We start from the raw sequence: 14,055 nt of genomic DNA, 5'->3' as shown, positions 1-14,055 counted from the left end.
AAAAATGGGTCTATAAATCTTAGCTGTTCTTGCGCAACTTGAAAGGCAGCTGACGAGGAAAAAGAGTGGCCAGCTACAGCGCAGAAAAAGGTCGCTAATCTTACTCGAAGCTGTGACATTGGTCACGTACAAAGGCCTCAAAAACCAACAATTTTTTATCAAAGCTGTACATGACATCAAAGTGTAAGAAATCAGTGGCACTTCTAATTAGGAGTGTTGAAAAACAGGCTTATACTTAATGGTGAACATGCACTTGCGCCGTCAACAATTTGGCTGGCACAAGAGATGCATTTCATTAGGGTGACGATCAACACGGGTTTGCAGTTTTTGTAGTCAAACCATCAGCGATCTCTGATTACCGGGCTACATTTCTGCAAGCATCCGCAGGTAGACCACTTCATACAAGAGTATGAGGGGTAAGCAAGCCGCATGTCGGCAAGGAGACGCTTATGGGTGACACAGACCGGAAACTTTTTGTTCTAGACACCAACATCCTTCTTCACGAACCTTTAGCCATCTATTCCTTCAAAGAACACGATGTCGTCATCCCGATGACTGTATTAGAAGAGCTCGATCGAATTAAAGACAGCAAACGCGATGTCGCACGTGATGCCCGAGTCGCCATCCGAGCGCTCGAAGCCATGTTTAAAGACGCCACCCCCGATGAAATCTCTGAAGGGATCCCGATTAACAAAGACTCAGAGAATACTGGACATATCGCCATTCTGGCCGATTTCGAATTGCAAGAAACCGTCAAAGCTTTCGCTGATAAAGCTGGCGATAACCGAATCTTAAACGGGGTGCTTTACCTGCAAAATAAACGAGCACCTCGTGAAGTCATCTTGGTGACGAAAGACATTAACATGCGTTTGCGTGCCAAAGGTGCCGGAGTTCGATTTGTCGAAGACTACCGAACAGACCAATTGATCGATGACGTCCAATACCTAACAAAAGGTTTCCAACAAATTGAAGGGGATTTTTGGAGTAACGTCGAACAAGTCGAAAGTAAGAATCTTGCCGGCCGTACTTACCACACACTCGATCGCGCGCCCTTTGAACCCACCTACATTAATCAATACGTCATTGATGAAGAGAGTGATTTTGCTGGACGAGTTGAGGAGATCGAACAAGACAAAATCACCATCAAGGATCTCAGCCGAGAGCGCATGATGCACCGAAGAGCTTGGGACATCACGCCGAAAAATATTTACCAAGGTATGGCGTTAGATGCGCTACTCGATCCTGATATCGATCTAGTGATCTTAACCGGTGCCGCTGGTAGTGGTAAAACCTTACTCGCTCTTGCTTCAGCGCTGGAGCAGACCATCGAGAAAGGCATATTTGATAAGATCATTGTTACGCGAAATACGCCTGATATTGGCGAGGCAATTGGATTCTTACCCGGCAGTGAAGAAGAGAAAATGATGCCTTGGCTTGCCGCTGTCACCGATACCCTCGAAGCGCTGCATAAGAATGATCACTGCACCGAAGGATCGCTCAAATACATCTGTGATAAAGCCAATATTCAATTCAAATCGATCAACTTTATGCGCGGTCGTTCGATCCAAAATGCTTTCGTTCTGCTTGATGAATGTCAGAACCTCACAGCCTCTCAGATCAAAACCATCATTACCCGCTGTGGTGAAGGGACGAAGATCGTCTGCTCAGGCAACTTGGCTCAAATCGACTCCCACTATCTAACCCCTGTGACATCAGGTTTGACTTACATGGTCGAACGCTTCAAGAACTTCGAAGGCAGCGCCAACATTCACCTAAATGGTGTGGTTCGCAGTCGCCTTGCAGAATATGCCGAAGAGAATTTATAGTCACTTCTGCCGAGATATAATTCATATCTCGGCATTTATTTAAAATAATTATTCACAAACATTGGTTAAATATGTTTAACTAACTCCATTGAAAGAATGAACATTCAAGGACTGGAGCATGGCCTTTAATCTACGTAACCGAAACTTCCTAAAGCTACTCGATTTCACTCCCAAAGAGATCCAATTCTTACTTGATCTCTCTGCTGATCTTAAAAAAGCCAAATACGCAGGGACCGAGCAAAAAAAACTGGTGGGTAAAAACATTGCTCTGATCTTTGAAAAGGCGTCAACGCGCACACGCTGTGCGTTTGAAGTCGCTGCGTTTGATCAAGGCGCCCAAGTCTCTTACATCGGTCCATCTGGCTCTCAAATTGGTCACAAAGAGTCGATGAAAGATACGGCGCGTGTCTTGGGGCGTATGTACGACGGCATTGAGTATCGTGGCTTTGGTCAAGAGATCGTTGAAGAACTTGGCGCTTACGCGGGTGTGCCTGTCTGGAACGGCCTAACCGATGAGTTTCACCCAACACAGATCTTGGCAGATTTTCTCACCATGCTTGAACATGGCCGCGGTAAGCAGCTGCACGAAATCAAGTTTGCTTACCTTGGCGATGCGCGTAACAACATGGGCAACTCATTGTTAGTGGGCGCAGCGAAAATGGGGATGGACATCCGCCTCGTCGCGCCAAAAGCCTACTGGCCGGAAGAAGAACTGGTCAACGCCTGCCTAGCTATCGCCAACAGCACTGGTGCTAAAATCACCCTAACAGAGAATGTTGATGAAGGCGTACAAGGTTGTGATTACCTCTACACCGACGTTTGGGTCTCTATGGGAGAAGCACCAGAAGCGTGGGATCAACGCGTCGCCATGATGAAACCATATCAAGTCAATATGGACGTCATTGCTAAAACGGGCAATCCGCAAGTTAAGTTCATGCACTGTTTACCGGCATTCCATAACGATGAAACCACCATAGGTAAAGAAGTCGCAGAAAAGTACGGCATGAATGGCTTAGAAGTCACGGACGAAGTGTTTGAATCCGAGCATTCCATTGTGTTTGATGAAGCAGAAAACCGAATGCACACAATTAAAGCTGTGATGGTGGCCACACTCGGTAGCTAAACAAGGTAGAATATCGACAGGAAAACCCTCGATGTAATCGCTTGCGTTAACAAATCTTCAGCGTATAATGCTCGGCAATTTGTCTGGAGGTAGTAAAAATATGCCACGTAATTCGTGCTCTACAAAGCGTATTACACTGGGTAAGCCAATGAGCTTATCGGCGCTCTATTTTACTATTTCCACCGATTTCTAAGGCCTCCCGTAATGGGGGGCTTTTTTGTGCCTAAAATTCATGACTGGGAAGATGATTATGACAAACACGCTTTACAACAAGCACATTATCTCAATTCCTGAGCTTTCTCGTGAAGAGCTAGAATTGATTGTCAAAACAGCGGGTGAGCTTAAAGCTGAGCCTAGGCCTGAGCTGATCAAAAACAAAGTGGTCGCAAGCTGCTTCTTTGAACCATCAACCCGTACACGTTTGTCATTCGAAACGGCAATCCAACGCATCGGTGGTGATGTGATTGGTTTCGATAACGGCGGTAACACATCCCTTGCTAAAAAAGGCGAAACACTGGCTGACTCTGTGCAAGTGATCTCTTCTTACGTCGATGCTTTCGTTATGCGCCATCCTCAAGAAGGTGCAGCGCGCCTAGCGTCTGAATTTTCCAATGGCGTTCCAGTCATCAATGGCGGTGACGGTGCCAACCAACACCCAACCCAAACCTTGCTCGACCTCTTCTCGATTGCGGAAACTCAAGGTCGTTTAGACAACCTCAACGTCGCGTTTGTCGGCGACCTTAAATATGGTCGTACCGTTCACTCACTGACTCAGGCACTCGCAAAATTCAACAACATTCGCTTCTTCTTTATCGCACCGGAAGCGTTAGCGATGCCAGATTACATCTGTGAAGAGTTAGACGAAGCAGGCATAGAATTTAGCCTACACACCGACATGGAAAGCGTTATCCCAGAACTCGACGTGCTCTACATGACACGTGTACAAAAAGAGCGTTTCGATGAATCAGAATACGCACACATTAAGTCAGCTTACATCCTAACCGCCGCTTTGCTGGAAGATGCGCGCGACAACCTAAAGGTACTTCATCCTCTACCACGTGTGGATGAAATCACCGTCGACGTTGATAAAACACCTTACGCTTATTACTTCGAACAAGCGGAAAATGGCGTCTATGCACGTCAAGCACTGCTTGCGCTTGTTCTTAACGAAACACTGTGATCGAGAGGAAAATTACCATGTCTAAAGAAACTCAATTGCAGGTTGAAGCAATTAAAAACGGTACCGTTATCGACCACATTCCAGCGCAAATTGGTATTAAAGTGCTTAAGCTTTTCTCGATGCACAAATCAGAGCAGCGTGTCACTGTTGGTCTGAACTTACCGTCATCGGCACTTGGTCATAAAGATTTGCTCAAGATTGAAAACATCTTTATTACCGAAGAGCAAGCGAGCAAACTTGCCTTGTATGCGCCACACGCCACGGTCAACCAGATTGAAAACTACCAAGTGGTAAAGAAACTGGCGCTAGAATTACCAGAACAAGTGAACAACGTATTTGAATGTCCAAATACCAACTGTATTACTCATGGTGAGCCTGTAGAGAGCAGCTTTAAAGTATTCGAAAAGAAAGACGATATTCGTTTGAAATGTAAATACTGCGAAAAAGTCTTCTCTCGTGAAATTGTGACTGAGCGTTAATGCATAAGCTGCGGTAATAGCTCACGTTTTCACCCATCCCCGCCTATTCCAGCGGGGATTTTTGCTTTACCCAGCACGTAAATCACGGCAAACTGAGTTTCCTGTCCACTAACCCTAAACAGATGGAACATAACAATGACTAAAGTACTTCACACTGAATCAGCACCAGCAGCAATCGGCCCTTACGTACAAGGTGTAGACCTAGGCAACATGGTTCTGACTTCTGGCCAAATCCCTGTTAACCCAGCAACAGGTGAAGTATCAGCTGACATCGCAGAGCAAGCTCGTCAGTCTCTTGAAAACGTAAAAGCTGTCGTTGAAGCGTCTGGCCTATCTGTCACTGATATCGTTAAGATGACAGTATTTGTTAAAGACCTAAACGATTTCGGTACGGTAAACGAGGTGTACGGTGCATTCTTCGATGAGCACAAAGTAGCTAACTACCCTGCACGCTCATGTGTCGAAGTAGCGCGCCTACCAAAAGATGTGGGTATTGAAATCGAAGCGATTGCTGTTCGTAAGTAATTGTCTTAGCAAAACGAAAAAAGCGAGCCTTGGCTCGCTTTTTTCTATTTAACGGTCTCGGTACTAGTAGTACTTATCACACCCTTGGTGTAGTTGCGGATTATCCAATAGTTCATCAATATGAGCGGCAAATTGTTGCTGAGACTCGCGCCCTTCAAGCAGAACGGCTTGGGTCGTTTCATCTACCACCAACACACGTCCTACCCCATACTTGCTCTCAACCAACATGCCTTTTTTGATGCGACCAATATCCATGACGACTCTCCTCTTTTTATTGAGTTACGAGTCAGCCATAAAAACGATCAAAAAAGCCGACTCGAAAGCCGGCTTAAATTCATCTCGCTAATAGATGCTTACTTAGCGAAGTCGACACCCGTTTGGATATCACCATTAAGTGTTTCTAGCATACCGTCAAGCGCAGCCTTTTCGAAGTCACTTAAAGGACCGTAGCTTAGTACTTCCTCAACGCCTTCTTTACCTAGCTTCACTGGTTGCGCGAAGAATGGGGCATGCTCACCGTCACCTTCAACGTAAGCGTATTCAATCACTTCTTCACCTTGAAGAGCTTTAACAAGTGCAAGACCAAAACGACAAGCAGCTTGACCCATAGATAGAGTTGCAGAGCCTCCACCCGCTTTCGCTTCTACAACTTCAGTACCTGCATTTTGGATACGCTTAGTTAGAGCAGCAACTTCTTCATCAGAGAACTCAACGCCTTCTACTTGAGAAAGTAGCGGTAGGATTGTTACGCCTGAGTGACCACCGATAACAGGAACGCGAACTTCGCCTGGATCTTTGTCTTTCAGCTCAGCAACAAAGGTTTCTGAACGAATCACGTCAAGTGTTGTTACACCGAATAGGCGACGCTTGTCGTAAACGCCTGCTTTCTTCAATACTTCAGCAGCAATTGGCACCGTTGTGTTTACTGGGTTAGTGATGATACCCACAAGTGCTTTTGGACATACAACAGCAATCTTCTCAGCCAAAGACTTAACGATACCCGCATTAACGTTGAACAGGTCAGCGCGATCCATACCAGGCTTACGAGCTACACCCGCAGAGATAAGAACAACATCCGCACCTTCTAGTGCAGGCGTTGGGTCTTCACCCGCGAAACCTTTAATAGAAACTGGCGTTGGGATGTGGCTAAGGTCTGCAGCAACACCCGGTGTAACAGGGGCAATATCGTACAGGGCTAGATCAGAACCTGCTGGAAGGCGGTTCTTAAGTAGTAAAGCTAGGGCTTGACCGATGCCACCAGCGGCACCAATAACGGCTACTTTCATCGTAGTTCTCCTTGAGATGATTCTCTTATATATATCTTGTAGGGCGAAATGTAATTTGCTGTGACAAAACTAAACCAATCACAACCTGATTACAATCAATTAACGTCAGCTTTGCGACCTTGCGCAATCCGACAAAAACGTGCCACAAATGGGGTGCGCATTATCCTCTTGTTTGCCTTTAATGACAAAGGTTTAACTACCATTTTTGTTATCAATAAAAAGTAAGTTTACAGTGATATCTTAGACATAATTGGCTTCTAGTCTTGGCGTAGAATGCATAGCTATGCGAGAATATTCACTCGCTTTTTATAAACTACTGGTGAAATAACCATGCGCCATTCAGAAAAACAAGATAATCTCGTTCGCGCTTTTAAAGCCCTATTAAAAGAAGAGCGTTTCGGCTCACAAGGCGATATTGTTGAAGCTCTAAAAAATGAAGGCTTTGAAAATATCAACCAGTCTAAAGTCTCTCGTATGCTGACCAAGTTTGGCGCGGTACGTACGCGAAATGCCAAAATGGAGATGGTGTACTGCCTACCAGCTGAACTTGGTGTACCTACCGTATCTAGCTCACTTCGTGAACTTGTTCTAGATATCGATCACAACAATGCGATTGTTGTCATTCATACTGGTCCAGGAGCTGCGCAGTTGATTGCACGCTTGCTCGATTCACTTGGCAAAGCGGAAGGTATTTTAGGTGTGGTTGCTGGCGACGATACGATCTTCATTACTCCAACACTGTCCGTCACAACAGAACAACTTTTCGACTCGGTTTGTGACCTGTTTGAGTACGCAGGCTAAGTCACATTCATCTCAAAAATAAGAATCACGCCGCCAATATTATGGCGTGATTCAGATCACATCTTAAACAAATCTTCGACGCTCAATAGTTAACCAGTAAGATATTGATTTAAAAGAATTTAAAAGCATTAAACCCTCATACACATGGATTTAATATTCAGTCTTTTTTACTACATTCGTTAACAATCGTGTAATTATCTGCCGTTTTTTTGGTATTATTCAGCCACTTTTTCAACATACGGATTGAAAAAGATGCCGTTTCCATTAATAGGAAACTCCCAAAGCAACTAAACTTGCAATGGGGTTAATAATGAATAAAGGAAGGGAAATTCATGGCATTGAACAAACTTATTAAAGTTGGCGCTATTGCAGCTGCTGTAATGGGCGCTGGCGCAGTTAACGCGCAAGAATTCGTAACTATCGGCACTGGTTCTGTAACTGGTGTTTACTACCCAACTGGTGGTGCGATTTGTAAGCTAGTTAACAAAGGCCGTAAAGAACACAACATTCGCTGTTCTGTAGAGTCGACTGGTGGTTCGATCTACAACGTGAATACTATCCGCGCAGGCGAACTTGATTTCGGTATCGTTCAGTCTGACTGGCAGTACCACGGCTACAACGGCACAAGTAAGTTTGCTGAACAAGGCCCGTATAAAGACCTACGCGCTATGTTCTCTCTACACACAGAACCTTTCAACATTATTGCTCGTAGCGATGCTGGTATCGAAAACGTTTCTGACCTTAAAGGTAAGCGCGTAAACATCGGTAACCCAGGCTCTGGTGACCGTGCGACAATGGGTGTTGTGATGGAAGCGATGGGCTGGACAAATGATAGCTTCAAGCTAGCGTCTGAGCTTAAAGGTTCTGAGCGTTCGCAAGCACTTTGTGACAACAAAATTGACGCCTTCGTTTACGTGGTTGGTCATCCAAATGGATCAATCAAAGAAGCGACGACTTCTTGTGACGCAAAACTGGTTTCAGCAACGGGTGCTAAGATCGACGACATCGTAGCAAACAACCCATACTACGCGTACAGCACAGTACCTGCAGGTATGTACCGTGGCACAGACAAAGACGTGAACAGCTTCGGTGTTGCGGCAACAATGGTAACAACAGCTAACGTTTCTGACGATGTTGCTTACAACGTTGCAAAAGCAGTATTCGAAAACTTCGACACGTTCAAACGTCTGCACCCAGCGTTTGCAAACTTGAAGAAAGAAGACATGGTTCAAGCAGGTCTTTCTATCCCTCTACACCCAGGTGCAGAGAAATACTACAAAGAGATCGGCCTACTTAAGTAAGCGCTCTTTGAACTAGGGAAGCATCGGCTTCCCTAGTCAATACCTAAGTGACGAACCCGTCACCACCTATTTGGAGTTTCAATGTTTGAAACTCTTCTCCGTTTTATACCTAAGAAAAACACACGATTGAGCAATATTTCATCTATTCACTAAACTGAAAGATGCAAAATAGAGGTTCATAACTCAAATAGTACGTGAACCACATATAACAAGGATAAAGTACATGTCGAAGACAACATCTCCGTCTCAAGATGTGCAAGATATGGTCGCTCAAGCCGATACTGGTGCCCGTTCTCCAAGTGGAATTCCTGGTCGCATCTTATGGTTTGTGCCGCTATGTTGGTCACTGTTCCAACTTTGGTACGCATCTCCTCTGCCGTTCATTTTTGATTTTGGCGTACTTAATGATACTGAAGCGCGTTCTATCCATCTGATGTTCGCCGTTTTCCTAGCTTTCACTGCCTATCCAGCTTTAAAAAACTCGCCACGCGATCGCATTCCCGCTGTGGATTGGGTTTTGGCTTTAGCAGGAAGCTTTGCTGCCGCCTATATCTATCTTTTCTATACCCAACTTGCGGGTCGCTCTGGTGCGCCTACCACCATGGATATCGTGGTTGCCGTGATGGGTATGGTGTTACTCCTTGAAGCGACACGTCGCGCTTTAGGTCCACCTCTTATGGTTGTCGCAGCCGTATTCCTGCTTTACACCTTTGGTGGCCCACACATGCCAGACGTTATCGCGCATAAAGGAGCTAGCCTAAACAAAGCCATGTCTCACCTATGGCTGACCACTGAAGGGGTATTTGGTGTTGCTCTGGGCGTTTCGACCTCTTTCGTTTTCTTGTTTGTACTGTTTGGTGCAATGTTAGAGCGAGCTGGCGCAGGGGCTTACTTCATCAAAGTCGCTTTCTCACTACTTGGTCACATGAAAGGTGGCCCAGCAAAAGCTGCGGTTGTCGCTTCTGGCTTGTCTGGCTTAGTGTCTGGTTCATCAATTGCTAACGTAGTGACAACCGGTACATTTACGATTCCGTTAATGAAGCGTGTTGGCTTCCCAGGCACTAAAGCAGGTGCAGTTGAGGTTGCAGCGTCTACTAACGGCCAGCTAACACCGCCAATCATGGGGGCAGCCGCTTTCCTAATGGTTGAGTATGTGGGCATTTCCTACGTTGAGGTTATCAAAGCCGCTATCTTACCCGCGCTGATTTCGTACATTGCGCTTATTTACATTGTTCACCTCGAAGCATGTAAAGCGGGAATGACGGGGCTACCTCGTCGCCGAGTGCCAACGGTGGTTCAAAGCCTATTGTCATTTACAGGAACAATACTCGGCCTATGTGTTATTAGCGCTGCGGTATACTACGGTGTAGGTTGGACGAAAGATGTGTTTGGCGATGCCGCAACACCAATCGTAACCGTTGCCCTTCTGCTTGCTTACGTTGGACTTGTGAGTATTTCAGCTAGATACGCTAAAGAAGGCGCGATCGAGATTGACGCAGAGCTCACGGAAGTTCCCGAGCCTGGTCCAACAATCAAATCTGGTCTGCATTACCTATTACCTATCGTGGTACTGGTTTGGTGTCTAACTGTTGAGCGTTTCTCTCCAGGTCTCTCGGCATTCTGGGCAACGGTATTTATGATCTTCATTTTGATTACCCAACGCCCACTAATGGCAGTGATGTCGAAGCAAGGCTCTATTGCAGAGCAGACCAAGCAAGGCTTCATTGATCTACTAGAAAGCCTCGTGACAGGCGCGCGTAATATGATCGGTATCGGTGTTGCAACTGCAGCGGCGGGTACAGTAGTTGGCGTAGTTACACTAACGGGCATCGGCCTTGTGATGACAGACTTCGTCGAGTTTATCTCTGGCGGTAACATCATTCTGATGCTGCTATTCACCGCGGTGATCAGTTTGATCTTAGGCATGGGCTTACCGACAACAGCAAACTACATTGTCGTATCAACTTTGATGGCTCCTGTCATTGTGACGTTAGGTGCACAAAGTGGCTTGATCATTCCATTGATTGCCGTTCACTTATTCGTGTTCTACTTCGGTATTCTCGCGGATGACACCCCACCAGTTGGTCTTGCTGCCTTTGCCGCAGCGGCGATCGCAAAATCGGATCCTATCCGTACGGGTATCCAAGGTTTTACCTATGATATTCGAACCGCAATCTTGCCATTCATGTTTATCTTCAACACCCAGTTATTGTTGATGGGGATCGACAGTTGGTGGCATTTGATGCTCACGATCATATCTTCGGTTATCGCAATGCTGATATTCTCAGCAGCAACTCAAGGTTGGTGGTTTACGAAGAATAAATGGTGGGAAACCGTTGCACTGCTTGTGCTTACCTTTACCTTCTTCCGCCCTGGTTTCTGGTGGGATCAGATCTACCCTGCAAAAGTACTGCACCCGGGCACTGAAATCGCCGCAATTGCCGAAACTCTGCCCGTTGGTCAAGAAATCGAGTTGTTAGTTGCGGGTGAAAACCTTGAAGGGGATTACATTTCGAAAACGGTTCGTTTGCCGTTTGACGATAACGCAACAACCGCCGATGAGCGTATCTCATCTATGGGTCTGATGCTCAACGATACGAATGGTCGCATGATTGTCGATATGGTTGAGTTTGGTAGCCCTGCAGAATCGGCTGGTGTTGATTTTGATTGGGAGATCCGTTCGGTTGTTGTTGACGCAGACCGACCAATGAAAGAGTGGGTATTTGTGCCTGCACTTCTTATCCTGATTGGTCTAGCAATGAACCAAAGAAGACGAGCTCGTAGGGACGAATTGAGCGCGTAAGTTAATCAGCCCCGCCACTCCAGCGGGGCTATACTTAAGCTAAGGATGCAGTTATTCCGCTTCTCATAAGCGATGATAAAGAGAATAATCAATGTATAAGCAAATTCTTGTTCCAGTCGATCTTAATGACAAAGGCTTTTCTGACAAAGCGATCGAGCAAGCTGTCTGGCATGCGAAACACGCGAACGCACAAATTCATTTGTTGAACGTTCTTCCTGGTATCCACATGTCGATGGTCGCCACTTACTTTCCTAAAGATGCCGCGCAAAAAATGCGTTCTGATGTCGAAGAACAGCTCAAAGCATTTGCCTCTTCGCACATCCCTGAAGAGGTGGTTTACAAAGCGCACGTTGCCGAAGGTAAAGCGTACTCGACCATTCTCGACTACGCAGAAAAACTTGGTGCCGATTTGATTATTATGCCAAGTCATAAGCGCTCAAAGATTGACAAAGTTGTTCTTGGGTCTGTGGCAAGTAAAGTGGTACAAAACTCTCCCATCAATGTGATGGTGATTAAGCCTCAAGGCTAATCAAAACAACTTCAACAAGGCGCTCAATGAGCGCCTTTTTCATCGTCTTCACCTATCAAACTGATAGAATCAATCCAATTTATTTAATACGAATAATTCTCAATAATAGTCTTATCGAAACAAACACGATTGGACTATCCGATGAAAAAGACACTCACTTTTGCTGCACTTCACTTTACCATTGCGTTTAGCGTTGCTTATATCCTGACGGGTGACATCTTGCTTGGTAGTCTGATCGCGATGATTGAACCTTCCGTCAACACGGTAGCCTTTTACTTTCATGAGCGAGTATGGAGCCGTAGTCAATCACTGCAAGCGCTTGCTCGCTCGGCCAAAGTCAAAACCACTAGCTTTGCAGTGGTGCACTTCAGCGTCGCTTTTGGCGTGGTCTACTTACTGACAGGTGATGCGTTTGTAGGTGGTGTAATGGCAGCTATCGAGCCAACCATTAATACGGTGGCCTACTACTTTCATGAAAAGGTATGGCAACGTAAGCACGCTCAACACCTTGCGTGTTGGCATGGTGCTCACGCCTAGTGGTAACTGAATCTCACAATGGGAAATGAGTAACACACAAGTCTTTACTAAGACCAATATTGAAGCGCTGAGTCTGACCATCTAACGTCACTTCCAATAGATAAAGGTCCGCAGGCTTGGGTTGCTTGGTGTCAGCATAAATGGGCGCTTCAACTTGAAACAATGCACTGGTGTGACTGCTACGAACATCAATGGGTAAGTGGAATGTCATACCATTGAATTTGACTGAAGCCGATACAAGACCTGGAGAATAGGTTTTGTAATGGAGATCAACGAGAAACTCACAGCCACCACCATGATGCCAAATCTGTTCAGTCGAGATATGTTCTAAGCGTACATGACGAATAAACTGCAAATACGGCGTCTTCCACACCCCGATTCGCGAGTCATGTTGTTCAACTTCTTCGCCTCCCAATGAGCACAGTTCAGCTCGCTCATCGTCAAACAAAAGGTCTTCCTCTTCTTCCAAAAACAGAATCTCGAAGCGATTGCGACCTCTTTGCATATAAGGACGAATATCCTTTTTGTACTCACTTTGAGTGCCATCACAATCGAACACGGCCACGCCATTCAAACGCACTTCAGCGTGAAAATCGACGCCACCAATAACTAAATCTACCGAAGGAAATGCCAGCATCGCATCATCCACTTCAATATCATGCATTAGATGCCACTCTTGCTCGGCGATTTGTTGCTCTGTCATAGAGTCAGGAAGCTTATCGCTGAGCGGCGCCGGAAAGGTAATATCATCTTGAGGGATAGAGAGATCGGTCAGCGGTGAGATTTGCCAAAGGCCGGCGAGAGAGAGCTGCATAAAAGAGTGTACCAGTCAAAAATTGCGCTAGATCAAATTAGAGCTGATTATAGTCAAGGCAATAAAAGAAAGATACAAAAATGCCAGCCTCTGAGGCTGGCATTTGTAACACATTTCGCGAATTACTCTTCGTCATCTTCTTCAGGGTACAAGGCATCTTCGCCTTCGTAGTAAGTCCCCCAACCGTCGTAAATGATGTCGTATTTTTCCGCTAGATGAATCAGTTTTTCTACTTGAGCATCAATCGCTTCGGCATCAAGCGCAGATTCCATGGTCGCATCGCAGCACAATAGCTTGTTGCCATCTTCATCTTCCGTCTCTTCCGCTTCTAACACTTCAAAACCCATTTTGAATGCTTCAACCACGGCTTTTTCTAGCGTATCAAAATCTTCAGCGAATAAGTGGTGTTCAATTTCATACAACGCGTCTGGATCACTGCCATCTTCTCTTAAGGCTTGGATGATGTCGCGAGTCTCTTCCTTTTGAATCTCAATTAATTCTTCGACTGATAGATATTCATCTTCATGAGACATAAATAGTGCTCCAGATAGTGACAAAAATGATCGTAATTTAACGCAACGGACTATCGCATGGATCCACCGAAATTACTACCTAGAATACACTGAGATCCTGATCTTTCTGCGCGGATTATCCTTGCCCCTAAAACGATCAAGCTCACAACCTGACTCATTTAACAATTTTTTATCAAATTGACGATTCAGAACTTTCTTTTGTGATGCTCGGAGGTTCCCACCACAACATTCTGCGTTTTTATTTTTTTCTACTGCATATTGTGAAGCAAAGCAATATTGCATAAAAAATGACTTTGGTGCGCCGCTTTAGCCTTAAGG

The 14,055-nt window shown here is 45.5% G+C and carries 14 protein-coding genes; 10 read left to right on the top strand and 4 right to left on the bottom strand.

The window, feature by feature from the left end; genetic code table 11:
- Positions 1 to 449 precede the first annotated feature (449 nt).
- The 5 genes from RJ47_RS20280 to RJ47_RS20260 all read left to right on the top strand — a co-directional run bounded on the left by RJ47_RS20280 (position 450) and on the right by RJ47_RS20260 (position 5,133).
- On the top strand, positions 450 to 1,826 hold the full coding sequence (locus tag RJ47_RS20280) for a PhoH family protein (RefSeq protein ID WP_005472638.1): 1,377 nt from the start codon (positions 450 to 452) through the stop codon (positions 1,824 to 1,826).
- Between the two features lie 118 nt (positions 1,827 to 1,944).
- Positions 1,945 to 2,949, top strand: a complete 1,005-nt coding sequence (locus RJ47_RS20275; protein WP_039486523.1) for an ornithine carbamoyltransferase — start codon at positions 1,945 to 1,947, stop codon at positions 2,947 to 2,949.
- A gap of 250 nt (positions 2,950 to 3,199) precedes the next feature.
- On the top strand, positions 3,200 to 4,129 hold the full coding sequence (pyrB, locus tag RJ47_RS20270; protein ID WP_039486521.1) for an aspartate carbamoyltransferase: 930 nt from the start codon (positions 3,200 to 3,202) through the stop codon (positions 4,127 to 4,129).
- Between the two features lie 17 nt (positions 4,130 to 4,146).
- Complete coding sequence (gene pyrI / locus RJ47_RS20265) at positions 4,147 to 4,608, top strand: aspartate carbamoyltransferase regulatory subunit (RefSeq protein ID WP_038140359.1); 462 nt, start codon at positions 4,147 to 4,149, stop codon at positions 4,606 to 4,608.
- A 135-nt stretch (positions 4,609 to 4,743) separates the two neighbouring features.
- The gene (locus tag RJ47_RS20260) at positions 4,744 to 5,133 is read left to right on the top strand and encodes a RidA family protein (protein ID WP_005472743.1); all 390 of its coding nucleotides are present in this window, start codon (positions 4,744 to 4,746) and stop codon (positions 5,131 to 5,133) included.
- A 63-nt stretch (positions 5,134 to 5,196) separates the two neighbouring features.
- On the opposite strand, the gene RJ47_RS20255 is transcribed toward RJ47_RS20260, so the two are convergent.
- Positions 5,197 to 5,388 carry a hypothetical protein gene (locus tag RJ47_RS20255; protein ID WP_005472763.1) on the bottom strand — a complete coding sequence of 64 codons (192 nt, stop codon included), beginning with the start codon at positions 5,386 to 5,388 and terminating at the stop codon, positions 5,197 to 5,199.
- A 98-nt stretch (positions 5,389 to 5,486) separates the two neighbouring features.
- Positions 5,487 to 6,419, bottom strand: a complete 933-nt coding sequence (gene mdh, locus RJ47_RS20250; protein ID WP_005472715.1) for a malate dehydrogenase — start codon at positions 6,417 to 6,419, stop codon at positions 5,487 to 5,489.
- A 330-nt stretch (positions 6,420 to 6,749) separates the two neighbouring features.
- On the opposite strand from mdh, the gene argR reads away from it, so the two are divergent.
- The 5 genes from argR to RJ47_RS20225 all read left to right on the top strand — a co-directional run bounded on the left by argR (position 6,750) and on the right by RJ47_RS20225 (position 12,390).
- Entirely contained in the window at positions 6,750 to 7,220 is a 471-nt protein-coding gene (argR, locus tag RJ47_RS20245; RefSeq protein WP_005472752.1) for a transcriptional regulator ArgR, read from the top strand.
- Between the two features lie 332 nt (positions 7,221 to 7,552).
- Positions 7,553 to 8,521, top strand: coding sequence for a TAXI family TRAP transporter solute-binding subunit (locus RJ47_RS20240; protein WP_005472741.1), 969 nt, complete (start codon positions 7,553 to 7,555; stop codon positions 8,519 to 8,521).
- A gap of 223 nt (positions 8,522 to 8,744) precedes the next feature.
- Positions 8,745 to 11,324 carry a TRAP transporter permease gene (locus RJ47_RS20235; protein WP_038191639.1) on the top strand — a complete coding sequence of 860 codons (2,580 nt, stop codon included), beginning with the start codon at positions 8,745 to 8,747 and terminating at the stop codon, positions 11,322 to 11,324.
- 91 nt (positions 11,325 to 11,415) lie between these two features.
- Positions 11,416 to 11,853: a universal stress protein gene (locus RJ47_RS20230; protein WP_039486517.1), complete on the top strand. Its 438-nt coding sequence runs from the start codon at positions 11,416 to 11,418 to the stop codon at positions 11,851 to 11,853.
- A 141-nt stretch (positions 11,854 to 11,994) separates the two neighbouring features.
- Positions 11,995 to 12,390, top strand: a complete 396-nt coding sequence (locus RJ47_RS20225) for a DUF2061 domain-containing protein (protein WP_038216269.1) — start codon at positions 11,995 to 11,997, stop codon at positions 12,388 to 12,390.
- Positions 12,391 to 12,403: 13 nt separating this feature from the next.
- On the opposite strand, the gene RJ47_RS20220 is transcribed toward RJ47_RS20225, so the two are convergent.
- Together RJ47_RS20220 and rraB are read right to left on the bottom strand one after the other, a co-directional pair.
- Complete coding sequence (locus RJ47_RS20220) at positions 12,404 to 13,204, bottom strand: glycosyl hydrolase 2 galactose-binding domain-containing protein (RefSeq protein WP_039486514.1); 801 nt, start codon at positions 13,202 to 13,204, stop codon at positions 12,404 to 12,406.
- Between the two features lie 122 nt (positions 13,205 to 13,326).
- Positions 13,327 to 13,737, bottom strand: coding sequence for a ribonuclease E inhibitor RraB (gene rraB, locus RJ47_RS20215; RefSeq protein WP_005472754.1), 411 nt, complete (start codon positions 13,735 to 13,737; stop codon positions 13,327 to 13,329).
- Positions 13,738 to 14,055 lie beyond the last annotated feature (318 nt).

It is taken from the genome of Vibrio sinaloensis, from assembly GCF_000808535.1.
GTDB lineage: Bacteria > Pseudomonadota > Gammaproteobacteria > Enterobacterales > Vibrionaceae > Vibrio > Vibrio sinaloensis_D.
The sequence above is the reverse complement of the archived record's forward strand: the minus strand, read 5'-3'. Positions and strand labels throughout refer to the sequence as shown.

Excerpts from the sequence above, each read along its gene's own strand:
- mdh (WP_005472715.1), bottom strand. The coding sequence starts at position 6,419 with ATGAAAGTAGCCGTTATTGGTGCCGCTGGTGGCATCGGTCAAGCCCTA.
- RJ47_RS20230 (WP_039486517.1), top strand. The coding sequence starts at position 11,416 with ATGTATAAGCAAATTCTTGTTCCAGTCGATCTTAATGACAAAGGCTTT.
- rraB (WP_005472754.1), bottom strand. The coding sequence starts at position 13,737 with ATGTCTCATGAAGATGAATATCTATCAGTCGAAGAATTAATTGAGATT.
- RJ47_RS20220 (WP_039486514.1), bottom strand. The coding sequence starts at position 13,204 with ATGCAGCTCTCTCTCGCCGGCCTTTGGCAAATCTCACCGCTGACCGAT.
- pyrB (WP_039486521.1), top strand. The coding sequence starts at position 3,200 with ATGACAAACACGCTTTACAACAAGCACATTATCTCAATTCCTGAGCTT.
- pyrI (WP_038140359.1), top strand. The coding sequence starts at position 4,147 with ATGTCTAAAGAAACTCAATTGCAGGTTGAAGCAATTAAAAACGGTACC.
- RJ47_RS20255 (WP_005472763.1), bottom strand. The coding sequence starts at position 5,388 with ATGGATATTGGTCGCATCAAAAAAGGCATGTTGGTTGAGAGCAAGTAT.
- RJ47_RS20275 (WP_039486523.1), top strand. The coding sequence starts at position 1,945 with ATGGCCTTTAATCTACGTAACCGAAACTTCCTAAAGCTACTCGATTTC.
- RJ47_RS20280 (WP_005472638.1), top strand. The coding sequence starts at position 450 with ATGGGTGACACAGACCGGAAACTTTTTGTTCTAGACACCAACATCCTT.
- RJ47_RS20235 (WP_038191639.1), top strand. The coding sequence starts at position 8,745 with ATGTCGAAGACAACATCTCCGTCTCAAGATGTGCAAGATATGGTCGCT.
- RJ47_RS20225 (WP_038216269.1), top strand. The coding sequence starts at position 11,995 with ATGAAAAAGACACTCACTTTTGCTGCACTTCACTTTACCATTGCGTTT.
- argR (WP_005472752.1), top strand. The coding sequence starts at position 6,750 with ATGCGCCATTCAGAAAAACAAGATAATCTCGTTCGCGCTTTTAAAGCC.
- RJ47_RS20260 (WP_005472743.1), top strand. The coding sequence starts at position 4,744 with ATGACTAAAGTACTTCACACTGAATCAGCACCAGCAGCAATCGGCCCT.
- RJ47_RS20240 (WP_005472741.1), top strand. The coding sequence starts at position 7,553 with ATGGCATTGAACAAACTTATTAAAGTTGGCGCTATTGCAGCTGCTGTA.